Source organism: Rhabdothermincola salaria, assembly GCF_021246445.1.
GTDB lineage: Bacteria > Actinomycetota > Acidimicrobiia > Acidimicrobiales > Acidimicrobilacustridaceae > Rhabdothermincola_A > Rhabdothermincola_A salaria.
Map to the genome: position 1 here is coordinate 228,679 of NZ_JAJQXW010000001.1, position 13,714 is coordinate 242,392.

Genomic DNA, 13,714 nt, shown 5'->3' on the forward strand with positions numbered 1-13,714 from the left:
GAGGACCCGACACCGGGAGAGCGACCCGCCCACACTGCGTCCCGACGAGCTCGCGAGGAGCGCCATGGACACCGTTCTGGGGCGGGACAGGACCCGCCGGGACCCCGAGGACCCGAAACCCCGCGCGAGGAGGGCGCCATGGTCACTGTCGCAGGGGCTGGGGAGACTCTGGGCATGACTCTTCCCCTCGTCATCGACTGCGGTGAGTGCGCCATGCAGCACACGGAGGCCTGCGCCGACTGCATGGTGACCTACGTGTGCTCCCGAGAGCCCGACGACGCCCTCGTCATCGACGTGGCCGAGGTGCGGGCCTTCAAGCTCCTGACCGAGAGCGGGCTGGTGCCCGAGCTGCGTCACCGACGACGCAGCGGCTGACGTCCGAGCCCCTGGCGAGGAGGTGGGGGTCGGCACCGGCCACACTGGAGCCATGTCGGTCCCGACCCTCCAAGCGCTGCGTGACGTCGGCGTGGCCAACGGCCTGGTCGCAGTGGGCGTCACCGACGCGGGGCCGTTGGTCGAGGCCCGCGCAGCTATCGAGGAGCGCCGCCGCGTCGGTCTGCACGGCGGGATGCAGTTCACCTATCGGAACCCGGCGAGGTCCACCGAGCCTGCCCGGATCCTCGATGGGGCCCGCTCGCTGGTGGTGGGAGCCCACCCCTACGCCGGGGGGCCCGTCGACCACGGCGGGACGGATGGCCCGCGGTTGCGGGGTCGCGTCGCCCGCTACGCCACCGACGACCACTACGGCGCGCTGCGAGCGGCGCTGTCGGAGATGGCCGGCGTGCTCGAGCGGGCGGGCTGGCGGGCCCGGGTGGTCGCCGACGACAACGCCCTGGTGGACCGAGCGGCGGCCCAACGGGCCGGGGTGGGGTGGTTCGGGCGCAACGCCAACATCCTCGTGCCGGGGCACGGCAGCTGGGTGGTGCTCGGAGCGGTCGTCACCGACGCCGAGCTGGGCACCAGCGAGGCGGTCCCGGACGGGTGCGGCTCGTGCCGGCGGTGCCTCGACGGTTGCCCCACCGGAGCCATCGTCGCCCCGGGCGTGGTCGATGCCCGACGTTGCCTGGCCTGGCTCGTGCAGGCCGATGGTCCGTTCCCGGAGGAGCACCGCGTCGCCCTGGGCGACCGCATCTACGGCTGCGACGACTGCCAGGAGGTCTGCCCGCCGAGCCGGCGCAGCCCTGAGGGACGGGCCGAGGTGGCCTCGTCGGGGGCCTGGGTCGACCTGCTGGAGATGCTGGAGAGCTCCGACGAGCACCTGCTGGACACCCACGGTCGCTGGTACATCCCTCGGCGCGACCCGAGGTATCTGCGGCGCAACGCCCTGGTCGCCCTCGGCAACGTGGCCGAGCCCGGGCACGCGGAGGTGGCCGCGGTCCTCGAGCGCTACGCGGCCGGCGACGACGAGCTGCTCGCGGAGCACGCTCGTTGGGCCCGAGGACGGGTGCAGGAGAGGGCCTCGGCATGAGGCACCTGCTCGTCACCAACGACTTCCCACCGAAGGTGGGGGGCATCCAGTCCTATCTGTGGGAGCTGTGGCGGCGGCTGCCCCCGGACGAGACCACGGTGCTCACGACCCCGCACCGCGGCGCCGCCCGCTTCGACGCCGAGCAGCCCATCCGGGTCGAGCGTGATCGCGCCCGGGTCCTGCTCCCCACACGCGCCCTGGTGCGCCGCATCGACCGGTTGGCCGCCGAGGTCGAGGCCGACCTGGTCCTGCTCGACCCTGCGGTTCCGCTCGGCCTCGTGGGCCCTCGCCTCGAACGGCCCTACGGGGTGGTGCTCCATGGCGCCGAGGTCACGGTGCCGGGCCGGATCCCGGGTCCGCGCTCGGCGCTGCGGCGCGTGTTGCGGGGCGCCGAGCTGGTCGTCGCCGCCGGGGGATATCCCGCCGACGAAGCGGTGCGGGCGGCCGGCGTCGAGCTCCCGACGGTCGTGGTCCCGCCGGGGGTCGACGTCGAACGGTTCTCCGTGCTCTCCCCGGACCAGCGGCGCCAGGCCCGCGTTCGTCTGGGTCTCGATCCCGATGCACTCGTGGTCGTGGGCGTCAGCCGCTTGGTCCCGCGCAAGGGCTTCGACGTCCTCGTCGAGGCCGGTGCTGTGCTCGCCGATCGCTACCCCGACCTGCAGGTGGTCGTCGCCGGTACCGGCCGCGACCGCCGTCGTCTCGATCGGGTCGCCGCCACCCACCACAGCCCCACCGTCATGCTGGGGCGGGTCGACGATGCCGAGCTCCCCGCCCTGTACGGCTGCGCCGATGTGTTCGCCATGCTGTGCCGCAACCGCTGGCGAGGGCTCGAGCAGGAAGGGTTCGGGATCGTCTTCCTCGAAGCGGCGGCCACGGGCGTGGCGTCGGTGGCCGGGCGCAGCGGGGGATCGGCCGAGGCCGTCCGCGACGGCGTCACGGGTCTCGTCGTCGATCGCCCGCGCGACGTCGCCGGTGTGGCGCTCGCGCTCGATCGGCTGTTGGGCGACCCGGCCCGACGGGCGGCCATGGGCCGCGAGGCTCGGGCCCGGGCGGAAGGGGAGTTCACCTACGACCTGTTGGCCGAACGGTTGCGCGCCGCCATCGAGGCCACGGTGCGATCCAGGCCCCCACGGCCCACCGACGAGGTTCCACGCCTGGCCGACGACGAGGACGACGTATGAACGACGTGCCGGCACCCCCTGAGCGGCCCGGCCCCGCCGACCCCACCGCCGGGAGGGCCATCCTCCGGGCGTCGGCGGGCGGCACCGTGGTGTTCACCCTCCTGGCCGTGCTCGCCCTCTTCGTCGACGGGGTGGTCCCGGCGTTCGTGGTGGTGTCGTTGCTGCTCTTCGCCGGGGGCACCCTGGCCTTCGTCGTCGCCTTCCTCCGGGCGGTCGACCGGAGCCGCACCGAGTCCATCGGGGTCGGAGGCCTCTTCTTCGGTGCCGGTGCCGCCCCGGCGCGGGTGCAGGCGCTGCTGCTCGGATCGCTGGGTCTCGAGGTGGTCGTGGCGATCACCGCGGCGGCTCTGCGTCCCTACACCGCCGTCGCCTTCGGCACCCTCGCCCCCATGTGGGGCCTGGGCCTGGCCGGGCTCTGGGTGGCCCGTCACGGCTGGTTCCCTCCCCGCCCACCCGAGCTGACCCGGGCCGGCCGGCGCGATGCCGAGCGGGCCGCGCACCGGCGCGTCACCGGCTCCCGACCGGCGACGCCCGACCGCCCCGGCCCTTCCACCGAGCCACCGGTCGAGAGGGGCTCCGACGACGCGGGCCAGGCCCCCGGGGGCGGCGAGTAACGTCGCCACCGGTGACGGGCGACGGGCCCCACCGGGAGGCATCGGATGGTCGAACAGGCGAAAGAGCAGATCCGCATCGAGGCGCCGGTTGCGCGCTGCTTCGAGGTGCTCACCGACTTCGCGGCGTACCCGGAGTGGGCGGGCGACCTCAAAGAGGTCGAGGTCGTCGAGCGCGATGACGACGGGCGCGCCGTCGTGGTCGAGTTCCGAGCGGCCGCCATGGGGCGCAGCACCACCTACCAGCTGAGCTACGACTACGCCGGGGCACCCGGGCGCCTGGCCTGGGGGCTCGTCACCGGCGATCTGCCCCGCGAGCTCGACGGCGCCTACCTGCTCACCCCGGCCTCCGACGACCCGGAGGCCACCGACGTCGCCTACGAGCTGGCCGTCGACCTCGTCTATCCGATCCCCGGCTTCGTCAAGCGGCGGGCCGAGGCCAAGATCATCAAGACCGCCCTGATCGAGCTGAAGGCTCGTGTCGAGGGCGCCCCGCGGCCCGACCTCGACGACGACTGACGCCTGGCGCGCCCTGGTGCGGATCCTGCTGTTCACCGGCAAGGGCGGGGTCGGCAAGACGACCGCCGCCGCGGCCACCGCTCTGCGCTGCGCCGACGAGGGCCACCGCACCCTCGTGGTGTCCACGGACCCGGCCCACAGCCTGGCTGACGCCTACGGCCTCGCGCTCGGTGACCAGCCCGCCGCCCTCACCGGTTCGCTGTGGGGGCAACAGCTCGACGCCCGGGCGCGGATGGAGGACTCCTGGTCCGAGATCCGAGACTGGTTGCTCGAGGTGTTCGCCTGGGCGGGGGTGCAGGGGATCGAGGCCGAGGAGCTCGCCGTGGTCCCCGGACTCGACGAGGTGTTCGCGCTCGCCGACCTCGCCGACCACGCCGAGAGCGGTCGCTGGGACGTCATCGTCGTCGACTGCGCGCCGACGGCCGAGACCCTTCGCCTCCTCTCGTTGCCCGATGTGGCGGCCTGGTACATGGCCCGCCTGTTCCCGGTGAGCCGTCGGTTGAACCGGATGGTCGCGCCGGTGCTCGGACGGGTCACGGCCCTGCCCGTCGCCGGCGACGAGGTCTTCGGGGCCACCAACCGGGTCTACGAGCGCCTCCAGACCGTGCGGGGGCTGCTCGGCGATCCCGACGCCGCCAGCATCCGGTTGGTGGTGAACCCGGAGCGGATGGTCATCGCCGAGGCCCGCCGCACGGCCACCTACCTGGCGCTCTTCGGCTACGGCGTGGATGCGGTCATCGCCAACCGGCTCCTTCCCGAGGCCATCACCGATCCGTGGTTCGACCGATGGAAGGCCGCCCACGCGGAGCACCTGGCCGCCATCCACGAGGGCTTCGCCCCCGTGCCGGTGTTCACGGTGGAACTGGCCCCCGAGGAGCCGGTGGGCCTCGAGGGGCTGCGGCGCTTCGCGGCCGAGCTCTACGGTGACGGCCGGGCCGCCGACGTCCACCATCGGGGCCATCCGATGCGGGTCGAGACGGTCGACGGCGTCCACTCCCTCGTGCTGAGCCTGCCCTTCGGCGAGCGGGGCGAGCTCGACCTCGGCCGCCGCGACGATGAGTTGATGGTGCGGGTGGGCCCCTATCGTCGAGCCGTGGTGCTGCCCGATTCCCTGCGCGTGCGCACCGTCGTGGGGGCGAGGCTGCGAGACGGAGAGCTGGTGGTGGACTTCACATGAGCGACACCGGATCGGCTGATCACCGGGAGGAGCCGTCGGAGACCCCGCCGGACCCCACTGCGGACGAGACGCTGGCGTCGCTGCAGGGCGCAGCCCGACAGCTCATCGCGGCAGCCCGGGGGCTGCTCGACGCCGCCGAGGTGGCTCTCGAGGACCCCGCTCTGGTGCGCGATGCCGTGGGCACCCTCGGCGGCCTGGCCCGGGACGCGGCGCGCCTGGCGTCCGACGCCGGCCGCTCGGCCGCCCGGGGGAGCTCCGGACCCGACCGGCCCGACGACGCCGACCAGGGCGACGAGGGCGACGAGGGCGACGGGGGTGCGGTGCAGCGCATCCCGGTCGAGTGAATCAACGCTCAACCCGAGCCATCCGGACGCCGATTGAGTGAGGACACCATGCGCCTTCTCCAGCTGACCCTCGATCCCGAACGGGATGCCGTGCTCGAGCTCCACGGCGCCATGACCGTCATCACGGGCATGAGCGACCGCGAGCGCCAGCGCCTCATCCGCATCGTGACCGCCGTGGCCAAGGGCGAGGACCCGGGAACCCCGGGCCTCGTCGAGGCCCACGGGGTGGTCCTGGACCTCACGTCCGAGGTCCTCGCGCTGTTGGACACCGGGGCGGACGTGGATCCGCTCGTTCGCCGACGCGACCTTCCCGGCGCCGCGCCTTCGCCCGCCGAGGACGGCGCCGACGACGCGTTCGGCTCGTCGGTCGATCCGGCGGAGGTGTTGTTGTCCTCGGCCCCGAAGGGGGCACATCCCGAGCTCGACCGGCACCGGCGCCGTCTCCACGACGCCGTCCAGACCCGTGAGGTGCTCCAGGAGGCGGCGGCCCAGGCGGCCCGCGACCTCGATGCCGCCGGGCGCGACCGGCGCCGCGCCGTCGAGCACCTCGATGGGGCCCACCAACGGGCTGCCGAACCGCTCGGTCCGGAGCACCGCACCGGGCCGGCGGGGGTCGAGGTGGCCGAGCTGGAAGCGGAGATCGCCCACATCGAAGCCGGTGTCGCCGAGCTCGAGAGCCTCGACATCCGTCCCATCGCCGTCCTGCTCGATGCCATCGAGAACCCGGGTCCGGTGGAGGAGGTGCCGTCGCCGCGTGCGCAGGCCCTGGCCGATCGCTTCGTCGCCCTGCAAGGGCAGGTCGCAGCGTTGGAGGAGGGGCTGGAGGCCGAGGGACGGGGGCCGGTGTCGGCCATGCGCCGACTCGACGAAGCCCGGGCCGAGGTCGCCGCGGCCGAGCGCATGCGGGACCGCGCCGAGGTCACCCCCGACGACGAAGCCGAGCTGCGCCGGGCCCACGAACGGGTCCTGGAGTCCGAGCGCAAGGCGTCGGGGCTGCGGTCACGTTCCGGCCAACGCAAGCTGGCCGACGCCCTCGCCCGCCAACAGGAGATCCTCGATCGGGTCGGCTACCCGACCTGGAGCGCGTTCATCATGGGCGCCAGCCTCATGGGGGCCGACCCTGCCGGTGAGGAGCGGTTGGCCGCCGCCCAGGCCGACCTCGAGGCGGCCGAGGCCCACTGGGTCGAGATCAGTGCCGCGTTGGAGGCCGACCCCGATCACCACGCGCTGCTCGACGAGCTCGAGCAGGTCGAGCTGGACGCGGTCGGACTGTTGCTGGAACGGGGCATCGGGGTGCCCGACGAGCGCAACGGCCTGGAAGAGACGCTGCGTGCCCTGCGCGAGCCGAAGCACGAGGTCGACCCCACCGAGCTGGTCGACGCCCTCGCCTTCCACCTCACCAGCATCGGCATGGACCTCGGGGAGATGGCCACCGACCCCGAGCACGTCCGGCGGGTCGCAGGCGCCTTCCTCGAAGAAGCGGCCGGCATCAGGGATCGGATCGATGAGCTCGGTGTCGAGCGTCGTCGCCTCGAGGCCCGGCTGGCCGACGCCCGGTCGCGGGCCGAAGCCGAGGCCTGGGCCGCGCTCGAGGCCTCCGTCGAGATGGCCGATCCCGGTGAGGCCACGCTGGCCGAGCTCGAAGAGGCGCTCGCCGAGGCCCGGCGTCGCGAGGACGACCTGGCCGAGGTGCTCGAGGCTCGTGAGGCCCTGCTCGAGACCGCGGTGGACTCCGAACGGCAGGCCCGCGAGCAGGCCCTGTCCGTGGCCCGGTCGCTGCGCAACGCGTCCCCGGCTGCCGGCGAGGGTGGGTCCGACGGGTCGTCCGACCCGGGCACCGTGCGCCCCGGCTGGTCCGAGATCGACCCCGAGGCCATCGAGTTCTATCTGCTGGCCCGCCTGGCGGCCCAGCGCCAGGTCTCCTACTCGGGCTCGGTGCCGGCGCTCGTCGACGACGCCCTGGCCGGGGTGCCGCAGGACTCGGTGCGGCGGGTGCTCGACGGGCTCGCCCGGATGTCCGCCGCCGTGCAGGTGGTGTACCTCACCGATGATCCGTCGGTGCTGGCCTGGGCCCGGGAACACCCCGACACCGCGGCCGTGGTGTCGTGGTCGTCGGCGGTGGCCGAGACACGCGCCTGACACCGTCTCGGTCGAGCGGGTCCCGGGGCCGACCTACGATCGGGGCAACACCACCCCCAGGAGGCAGCGTGGCCCCCATCACCGAAGCCGCAGTCAAGGATCTGGCCGCGATCCGCAGCACCGCCAGCCCGGTCGTGTCCGTGTACCTCGACGTCGACGGACGCCGGCAGATCCTGCGTCAGGACGTCGAGCGGCAGTTCGAGCGCCTCGTCCGCGAGAGCGCCGGTCATCGCGACCAGGAGCCGGCGCCGGCCGACCTGGCTCGGGTCGAGGACTTCCTGACCACCGACTTCGACCGCTCGGGGGTTCGTGGGCTGGCCATCTTCGTCTGCGGTGAGCTCGACCTGTGGGAGGTGCAACCCCTCCCGATGGCGGTGGCCCCTCAGCTCCACGTCAACCAGAGCCCGGCCGTGGCCCAGCTCGAGGCCGTGGTGCAGGAGCTCGAGCCGCTCGGCTTGTTGCTCGTCGACCGCCAGCGGGCCCGGATGTTCGTGTACCACCTCGGTGAGCTCGTCGACCGCACGGAGCTCTTCGAGCAGCTGCCGCGCAACGACTTCGACCGCCACGACGACGCCTCTCGCGGGGCCGACCGGTACGACCACCACGTCGACGAAGCGGCGCTGCAACACCTGCGCCACGCCGCCGAGGTGGCCTTCAGTCTGTTCCAGGACCACGGCTTCACCCATCTGGCCATCGGTGGCCCCGACGACCTGATGAACACCGTCGAGGGCCTTCTGCACCCGTACCTGCGCGAAGGCCTCTGCGGGCGGGTGGGCCTGTCGGCCGCGGCATCCGACTCAGAGGTGCTGGCCGCCGCGCTCGAGGTCGAGCACGCGGTCGAGCGCGCTCGGGAGGAGGCGCTCGTGCAACGCCTCCGCGACGCGGTGGGCGCCGACAACCGAGGCACCGCCGGCCTCGTGCCGGTCATGGCCGCGCTGGCCGAGCGACGCGTCGCCCACCTGCTGGTCTCGCAGGGCTACCACGAGGTGGGCTGGCGCTGCCCCTCGTGCGACGGGCTCTTCGCCAAGGGCCCCACCTGCCCGGTCGACGCCGCCGAGATGTCCCACCTCGACGACGTCGTCGAGGAGGCGGTGCAGCACGCCCTCACCCACGGCGCCAAGGTCGAAGTGTGCGTGGGCAACGCCGACCTCGACGTCATGGGCCGCATCGGTGCGCTGTTGCGCTACTGATCGGCGCCCGCCGCCTCTCGACGTCGTCACCACCCGCCGGCCGGGACCGGTCGGAGGGGACCCGCCGGCAGGCGGTGGGACCTGATGGCCGCGGTGGTCGTGGGCCTCGACGTCGGCGGTACCAAGATCCTCGGCCGGGCGGTCAGCACCGCCGCACCGACCGCGGTGCTGGCCGAGGAGCGCGTCCAGACGCCGTTGGGTCCCGCCGCGCTGCTGGAGGCCCTCGCCGGTGTCGTCCGTGATCTGCAGGTCCGTCTGGACGAGGCGGGCCACGAGCCAGCGGTGGCCGTGGGGATGGGCGTGCCCGCGCTGGTCGATCGCGATGGGGTGATCCGCTTCGCCACCCATCTGGCCGGCGTGACCGACCTGGCCGTGGGACGGGAGCTGTCGAGCGAGCTCGCGCTGCCGGTCGTGGTGGACAACGATGCCAACTGCGCCGCTCTCGCCGAAGCACGGGTCGGTGCCGGAGCGGGGTCCGACGACGTCGCGGTGGTGACCCTCGGCACCGGCATCGGCGCCGGGTTCATCGTCGGAGGGCGCCTTCTGCGGGGAGCCAGGGGCTTCGCCGGCGAGCCCGGCCACATGCAGGTCGCCGACGACGGCCTGCCCTGCCCGTGCGGTCGCCGGGGCTGCTGGGAGCGGTACGCCTCGGGCGGCGGTCTCGCCCACCTCGCCCGCCGCGCGGTGCGCGAAGGCCGGGCGCCCGGGTTGGAGGCCTTGCCCGGTGCCCCTGAGGGGATCCGGGGCGAAGCGGTGGTGGCCCTCGCCCGACAGGGCGACCCCGACGCGTCGGCCGTGCTCGACGAGCTGGCCCGCTGGGTGGCGGTCGGTCTCGCCGACCTGGTGGACCTGCTCGACCCGGAGCTCGTGGTGGTGGGGGGCGGGCTCGTCGACGCGGGCGACCTGCTCCTGGAACCGGTGCGGCGCCACTACGCCCCGATGGTCCTGGGCCACGGGCACCGGGAGGTCCCAGCGGTGGAGCCGGCCCGGCTGGGCTCCGGCGCCGGGGCCATCGGCGCGGCCTTGTTGGCCGGCGAACTCGTGACCTGATCTGATTCGGGCGCTCCGGCCGGTGCCGGTACGCTCGCCCCATGGAGTTCCGCCGGATCACGTCGCTGCCGCCGTACGTCTTCACGATCATCGATTCGCTGAAGGTCGAGGCCCGGCGCGCCGGCGAGGACGTCATCGATCTGGGGTTCGGCAACCCGGACCTGCCCTCGCCCGACATCGCCGTCGACAAGCTCACCGAAGCCGCCCACAACGCCCGCAACCACCGCTACTCGGCGAGCCGGGGCATCCCCAAGCTGCGAGAGGCGATCGCCGGCTACTACCTGCGGCGCTTCGGTGTCGAGATCGACCCCGACACCGAGGTCATCAACACCATCGGGGCCAAAGAGGGCTTCTCGCACCTCATGTGGACGCTGCTGCAGCCGGGCGACGCCGCCTTGGTGCCGTCGCCCTCGTACCCCATCCACATCTACGGTCCGCTGTTCGCCGGGGCCGACATCCGCGAAGTGCCCCTCGGCACCGACACCGACTTCTTCGACAACCTGAGTGAGGCGTGGGAGTACTCCTGGCCCAAGCCACGGGTCATCGTGATGTCGTTCCCCCACAACCCGACCACGACCTGCGTCGACCTCGAGTTCATGCAGCGCATCGTCGACTTCGCCCGCGAGCGCGACGTGGTGATCGTGCACGACAACGCCTACGCCGACCTGGGCTTCGACGGGTACCGCCCGCCGAGCATCCTGCAGGCCGAAGGGGCCAAGGAGGTGGCCGTCGAGCTCTACTCCATGACCAAGTCGTTCTCGATGGCGGGCTGGCGGGTCGCCTTCATGCTCGGACGGCCCGATGTCATCGCCGCCCTGGCCAAGCTCAAGAGCTACCTCGACTACGGCACCTTCCAGCCCATCCAGATCGCGGCCACCGTGACGTTGAACGAGGCCTACGACTTCCCTCGGGAGGTCAACCAGATCTACCAGGCGCGGCGCGACACGCTGTGCAACGGGTTGAACCGGATCGGATGGGAGCTCACGCCCCCCAAGGGCACCATGTTCACCTGGGCTCCCATCCCGGAGCCGTACCGGGAGATGGGGTCGGTCGAGTTCGCATCGTTCCTGGTGCGCGAGGCCCACGTCGCGGTGTCGCCCGGGGTGGGCTTCGGACCGGGGGGCGACGGCCACGTGCGCTTCGCCCTCATCGAGAACGAGCAGCGCACCCTGCAGGCGGTGCGCAACCTGCGCCGGGTGCTCACCAAGCTGGGCTGAGCTCTTGGTTCTTGCATGGTTTCGACGTGCTCCAGCACGTCGAAACCATGCAAGAAGGCGCGGTGGGTCAGGCCACCGTGCCCCGGTCGGCCTCCGGTGTTCCCACGACACGGGCGAGGGGGCCGTTCAGCCCGCCGAGGCAGAAGGCGACGGCTTCGTCGGCCACGGCGTCGATGGGCCGGTCGGCCTCGCGCAGGAAGCGGCGGGCCAGGTGCCGGGTGACGCCCAGGATGGCGTTTGCCTGCAGCTCGAGGTCGCCGTCGCGCACTGCTTCCCGGGCCACCGCCTCACGGAGGTGGCGCATCGTGTCGCTCACCGCCACCTCGGTGCCCTGGCGCAGGACGTCGGCGAAACGGGCCTCGGAGCGGGCGAATGAGCTGACCTGGTCGACCGCCCGGTTGGCGGCGTACCAGCGCACGGATGCCCTGATCCCGAGCTCGATCCGGCGCACCGGGTCCTGGACCCCCTCGATGGCGTCCTGCTGAGCCCGACGCAGGTCTCGCTGGGCTTCCTGCAGGATGGCGGTGAGCAGGGCGTCCTTGGACTCGAAGTACCAGTAGAACACCCCCTTGCCCACCCCGATGCCGTCGACGATCTCGGCCACCGAGGTCGTGTGGTAGCCCTGGGCCGCGAAGCGCTCGGTCGCGTAGCGCATCAGCTGTCGACGGCGCTCGAGGCCACGAGGGGTCAAGCGGCGCGCCATGGCCCGACCGTATCCCAGCGGCTTCGGCGGCCACGACCGTCGTCGACCGCCGCACCGAGAGGTGGCGAGGGGTGCCGGGGGCGGCCGGGGCGTTGCGGCCGGGGCGTTGCGGCCGGCGAGCCTTCGCATGGTCGTCGCGAGCACGAAACACGGCGTTCACCACCCGCCCGTAGCGTCGTCGACATGAGCTTGACCTACATCGTCCGAGTCTGGATGCCCGATCGACCCGGTGCCCTGGGTGCTCTCACCAGTCGCATCGGGGCTGTGGGGGGTGACGTCGTGGGCATCGACATCCTCGAGCGCGGCGCCGAACGGGCCATCGACGAGCTCGTGGTCCAGATCCCCGACGCCGGGCTCGTGGACCTCCTGATCAGCGAGATGCAAGAGGTCGACGGCGTCGACGTGGAGGACGTGCGACCGGCGGCGCAGGCCCTGCACGATCCCCGTCTCGATGCCCTGGAGACGGCGGCGGTCCTGGTCGGGGCGCCGACCCCCGAAGACGCCATCGCCGAGCTGTGCACCCACGCGGTGCGCACCGTCGGAGCCTCCTGGGGAGCGATCGTGGACCTCGACCTCGAGGAGGTCGTCGTCGCCGAGGGCGAGCCCCCGTCGCCAGCGTGGTTGGCGGCGTTCGTGGCCGGGAGCCAGAGCTCGGCCAGGGTGGCGGGAGGACGCGCCGGCCCCGTCGACGTGGCCTGGGCGCCGTTGCCCGCCGCGTCGTTGGTACTGGTGCTGGGACGTGATGGTCAGGCCTTCAGGGCCCGGGAACGGAGGCAGGCGGCGGCGTTGGCCCGCATCGTCGACACTCGGTTTCGTGAGCTGAGGGCGATGCGCTCGAGGATCTCCCACCCGTCGGTGAGCCGCTGAGAGCGGTCGCTGGTTCTCAGCCGACCGAGCACGAGAGGCGGGCGCCGCGGCGTCGGCGTCGGACTCCGGTCACCTCGTGTTCCCACTCCGGCCGGGGACAGTTCTCGACCGCCTGGGTAGGGTGACCGGGTCCGCTCGGCACCGACGAAAGCAGGGATCTCGATGCGCGTAGCCATGCTCACCGGCGGGGGCGACTGCCCCGGCCTGAACGCCGTGATGCGAGCCGTCGTCCGCAAGGGCGAGCGCCACTACGGCGACGAGCTCGTCGGCTTCCTCGACGGATGGCGAGGCGTCATCGACGGCGCCGTGCGACCCCTCGACGTGGAAGCGCTGCGGGGGACGCTGCCCCGTGGGGGCACCATCCTCGGCTCCTCGCGCACCAACCCGTTCAAGATCGAGGGTGGCGTGGATGCCTGCAAGGCCAGCATGGAGGCCCTCGGCATCGATGCCCTCATCGCCATCGGCGGCGAGGACACCCTCGGGGTGGCCGAGAAGCTGCACCAGCTCGGCGTGCACGTCATCGGCGTGCCCAAGACCATCGACAACGATCTGTCGGGCACCGAGCTGACCTTCGGCTTCGACACCGCCGTGCAGATCGCCACTGAGGCGATCGACCGTCTCCACACCACCGCCGAGTCCCACCACCGGGTGATGGTGGTCGAGGTCATGGGCCGCCACGCTGGCCACATCGCCGTGTGGTCGGGCATCGCCGGTGGCGCCACCATGATCCTCATCCCCGAAGAGCCCTTCGACATCGACTCGGTGTGCGACGCCCTGCGTCGCCGCCACGAGAAGGGCAACTACGCCTCCATCGTGGTGGTGGCCGAGGGTGCCGTCCCAGAGGAGGGCACCATGGAGCTGCAGACCGGCGAGGTCGACCAGTTCGGCCACGTCCGCCTGGGTGGCATCGGCAACAGCCTCGCGGAGGCCATCGAGGACCGCACCGGCTTCGAGACCCGCCAGACGGTGCTCGGCCACGTGCAACGCGGTGGTACCCCCACGGCGTTCGACCGCGTGCTGGCGACCCGGTTCGGGGTGGCCGCCATCGACGCCGTCCACGACGGTGCGTTCGGTCAGATGGTGGCGCTGCAGAGCGGCGACATCGTGCGGGTCCCGCTCACCGAAGCGGTGGGGACCCTCAAGACCGTCGACCCCGACCTGTACCACGGCGTGGCCGAGGTCTTCTTCGCCGGTTGACCGATGCCGGCCCGGCACCAGCCGGGTCGGCGGCGCCGGGTGCCGGGCCTT

General features: G+C 72.7%; 14 protein-coding genes. 13 read left to right on the forward strand and 1 reads right to left on the reverse strand.

All coding sequences use genetic code 11. The annotated features are described in order from the left end of the window. Positions 1-174: 174 nt before the first annotated feature. From LUW87_RS01085 to LUW87_RS01135, 11 genes are all read left to right on the forward strand, one after another. The gene (locus tag LUW87_RS01085) at positions 175-375 is read left to right on the forward strand and encodes a hypothetical protein (protein WP_232669225.1); all 201 of its coding nucleotides are present in this window, start codon (positions 175-177) and stop codon (positions 373-375) included. A gap of 52 nt (positions 376-427) precedes the next feature. Next, entirely contained in the window at positions 428-1,468 is a 1,041-nt protein-coding gene (gene queG, locus LUW87_RS01090) for a tRNA epoxyqueuosine(34) reductase QueG (RefSeq protein WP_232669226.1), read from the forward strand. Then, positions 1,465-2,649, forward strand: a complete 1,185-nt coding sequence (locus LUW87_RS01095) for a glycosyltransferase family 4 protein (RefSeq protein WP_232669227.1) — start codon at positions 1,465-1,467, stop codon at positions 2,647-2,649. Before queG ends, LUW87_RS01095 begins: the two co-directional genes overlap by 4 nt. Continuing rightward, entirely contained in the window at positions 2,646-3,263 is a 618-nt protein-coding gene (locus LUW87_RS01100; RefSeq protein WP_232669228.1) for a hypothetical protein, read from the forward strand. The genes LUW87_RS01095 and LUW87_RS01100 overlap by 4 nt, the downstream gene beginning before the upstream one ends. 45 nt (positions 3,264-3,308) lie before the next feature. After that, a complete protein-coding gene (locus tag LUW87_RS01105) occupies positions 3,309-3,779 on the forward strand; it encodes an SRPBCC family protein (protein WP_232669229.1) in 471 nt (156 codons plus the stop codon). A gap of 16 nt (positions 3,780-3,795) precedes the next feature. Further along, the gene (locus LUW87_RS01110) at positions 3,796-4,956 is read left to right on the forward strand and encodes an ArsA family ATPase (RefSeq protein ID WP_232669230.1); all 1,161 of its coding nucleotides are present in this window, start codon (positions 3,796-3,798) and stop codon (positions 4,954-4,956) included. Beyond that, positions 4,953-5,300: a hypothetical protein gene (locus LUW87_RS01115; RefSeq protein WP_232669231.1), complete on the forward strand. Its 348-nt coding sequence runs from the start codon at positions 4,953-4,955 to the stop codon at positions 5,298-5,300. Before LUW87_RS01110 ends, LUW87_RS01115 begins: the two co-directional genes overlap by 4 nt. Positions 5,301-5,348: 48 nt before the next feature. After that, a complete protein-coding gene (locus LUW87_RS01120) occupies positions 5,349-7,439 on the forward strand; it encodes a hypothetical protein (protein WP_232669232.1) in 2,091 nt (696 codons plus the stop codon). Positions 7,440-7,507: 68 nt separating this feature from the next. Continuing rightward, positions 7,508-8,629 carry a baeRF10 domain-containing protein gene (locus LUW87_RS01125; RefSeq protein WP_232669233.1) on the forward strand — a complete coding sequence of 374 codons (1,122 nt, stop codon included), beginning with the start codon at positions 7,508-7,510 and terminating at the stop codon, positions 8,627-8,629. Between the two features lie 84 nt (positions 8,630-8,713). Then, positions 8,714-9,679: an ROK family protein gene (locus tag LUW87_RS01130; RefSeq protein WP_232669234.1), complete on the forward strand. Its 966-nt coding sequence runs from the start codon at positions 8,714-8,716 to the stop codon at positions 9,677-9,679. Between the two features lie 41 nt (positions 9,680-9,720). Then, positions 9,721-10,896, forward strand: coding sequence for an aminotransferase class I/II-fold pyridoxal phosphate-dependent enzyme (locus tag LUW87_RS01135; protein ID WP_232669235.1), 1,176 nt, complete (start codon positions 9,721-9,723; stop codon positions 10,894-10,896). A gap of 67 nt (positions 10,897-10,963) precedes the next feature. Here the strand turns inward: LUW87_RS01135 and LUW87_RS01140 are convergent, their stop codons facing one another. Beyond that, positions 10,964-11,599, reverse strand: coding sequence for a TetR/AcrR family transcriptional regulator (locus LUW87_RS01140; RefSeq protein ID WP_232669236.1), 636 nt, complete (start codon positions 11,597-11,599; stop codon positions 10,964-10,966). Positions 11,600-11,782: 183 nt separating this feature from the next. On the opposite strand from LUW87_RS01140, the gene LUW87_RS01145 reads away from it, so the two are divergent. Both LUW87_RS01145 and LUW87_RS01150 read left to right on the forward strand, forming a co-directional pair. Next, positions 11,783-12,466 carry an ACT domain-containing protein gene (locus LUW87_RS01145; protein ID WP_232669237.1) on the forward strand — a complete coding sequence of 228 codons (684 nt, stop codon included), beginning with the start codon at positions 11,783-11,785 and terminating at the stop codon, positions 12,464-12,466. Between the two features lie 162 nt (positions 12,467-12,628). Beyond that, entirely contained in the window at positions 12,629-13,663 is a 1,035-nt protein-coding gene (locus tag LUW87_RS01150) for a 6-phosphofructokinase (RefSeq protein WP_232669238.1), read from the forward strand. The last annotated feature ends 51 nt before the right edge of the window (positions 13,664-13,714 follow it).

Bases quoted from the DNA above. Each gene is read 5' to 3' on its own strand.
- LUW87_RS01085 (WP_232669225.1), top strand. From the start codon at position 175: ATGACTCTTCCCCTCGTCATCGACTGCGGTGAGTGCGCCATGCAGCAC.
- queG (WP_232669226.1), top strand. From the start codon at position 428: ATGTCGGTCCCGACCCTCCAAGCGCTGCGTGACGTCGGCGTGGCCAAC.
- LUW87_RS01095 (WP_232669227.1), top strand. From the start codon at position 1,465: ATGAGGCACCTGCTCGTCACCAACGACTTCCCACCGAAGGTGGGGGGC.
- LUW87_RS01100 (WP_232669228.1), top strand. From the start codon at position 2,646: ATGAACGACGTGCCGGCACCCCCTGAGCGGCCCGGCCCCGCCGACCCC.
- LUW87_RS01105 (WP_232669229.1), top strand. From the start codon at position 3,309: ATGGTCGAACAGGCGAAAGAGCAGATCCGCATCGAGGCGCCGGTTGCG.
- LUW87_RS01115 (WP_232669231.1), top strand. From the start codon at position 4,953: ATGAGCGACACCGGATCGGCTGATCACCGGGAGGAGCCGTCGGAGACC.
- LUW87_RS01120 (WP_232669232.1), top strand. From the start codon at position 5,349: ATGCGCCTTCTCCAGCTGACCCTCGATCCCGAACGGGATGCCGTGCTC.
- LUW87_RS01130 (WP_232669234.1), top strand. From the start codon at position 8,714: ATGGCCGCGGTGGTCGTGGGCCTCGACGTCGGCGGTACCAAGATCCTC.
- LUW87_RS01135 (WP_232669235.1), top strand. From the start codon at position 9,721: ATGGAGTTCCGCCGGATCACGTCGCTGCCGCCGTACGTCTTCACGATC.
- LUW87_RS01140 (WP_232669236.1), bottom strand. From the start codon at position 11,599: ATGGCGCGCCGCTTGACCCCTCGTGGCCTCGAGCGCCGTCGACAGCTG.
- LUW87_RS01145 (WP_232669237.1), top strand. From the start codon at position 11,783: ATGAGCTTGACCTACATCGTCCGAGTCTGGATGCCCGATCGACCCGGT.
- LUW87_RS01150 (WP_232669238.1), top strand. From the start codon at position 12,629: ATGCGCGTAGCCATGCTCACCGGCGGGGGCGACTGCCCCGGCCTGAAC.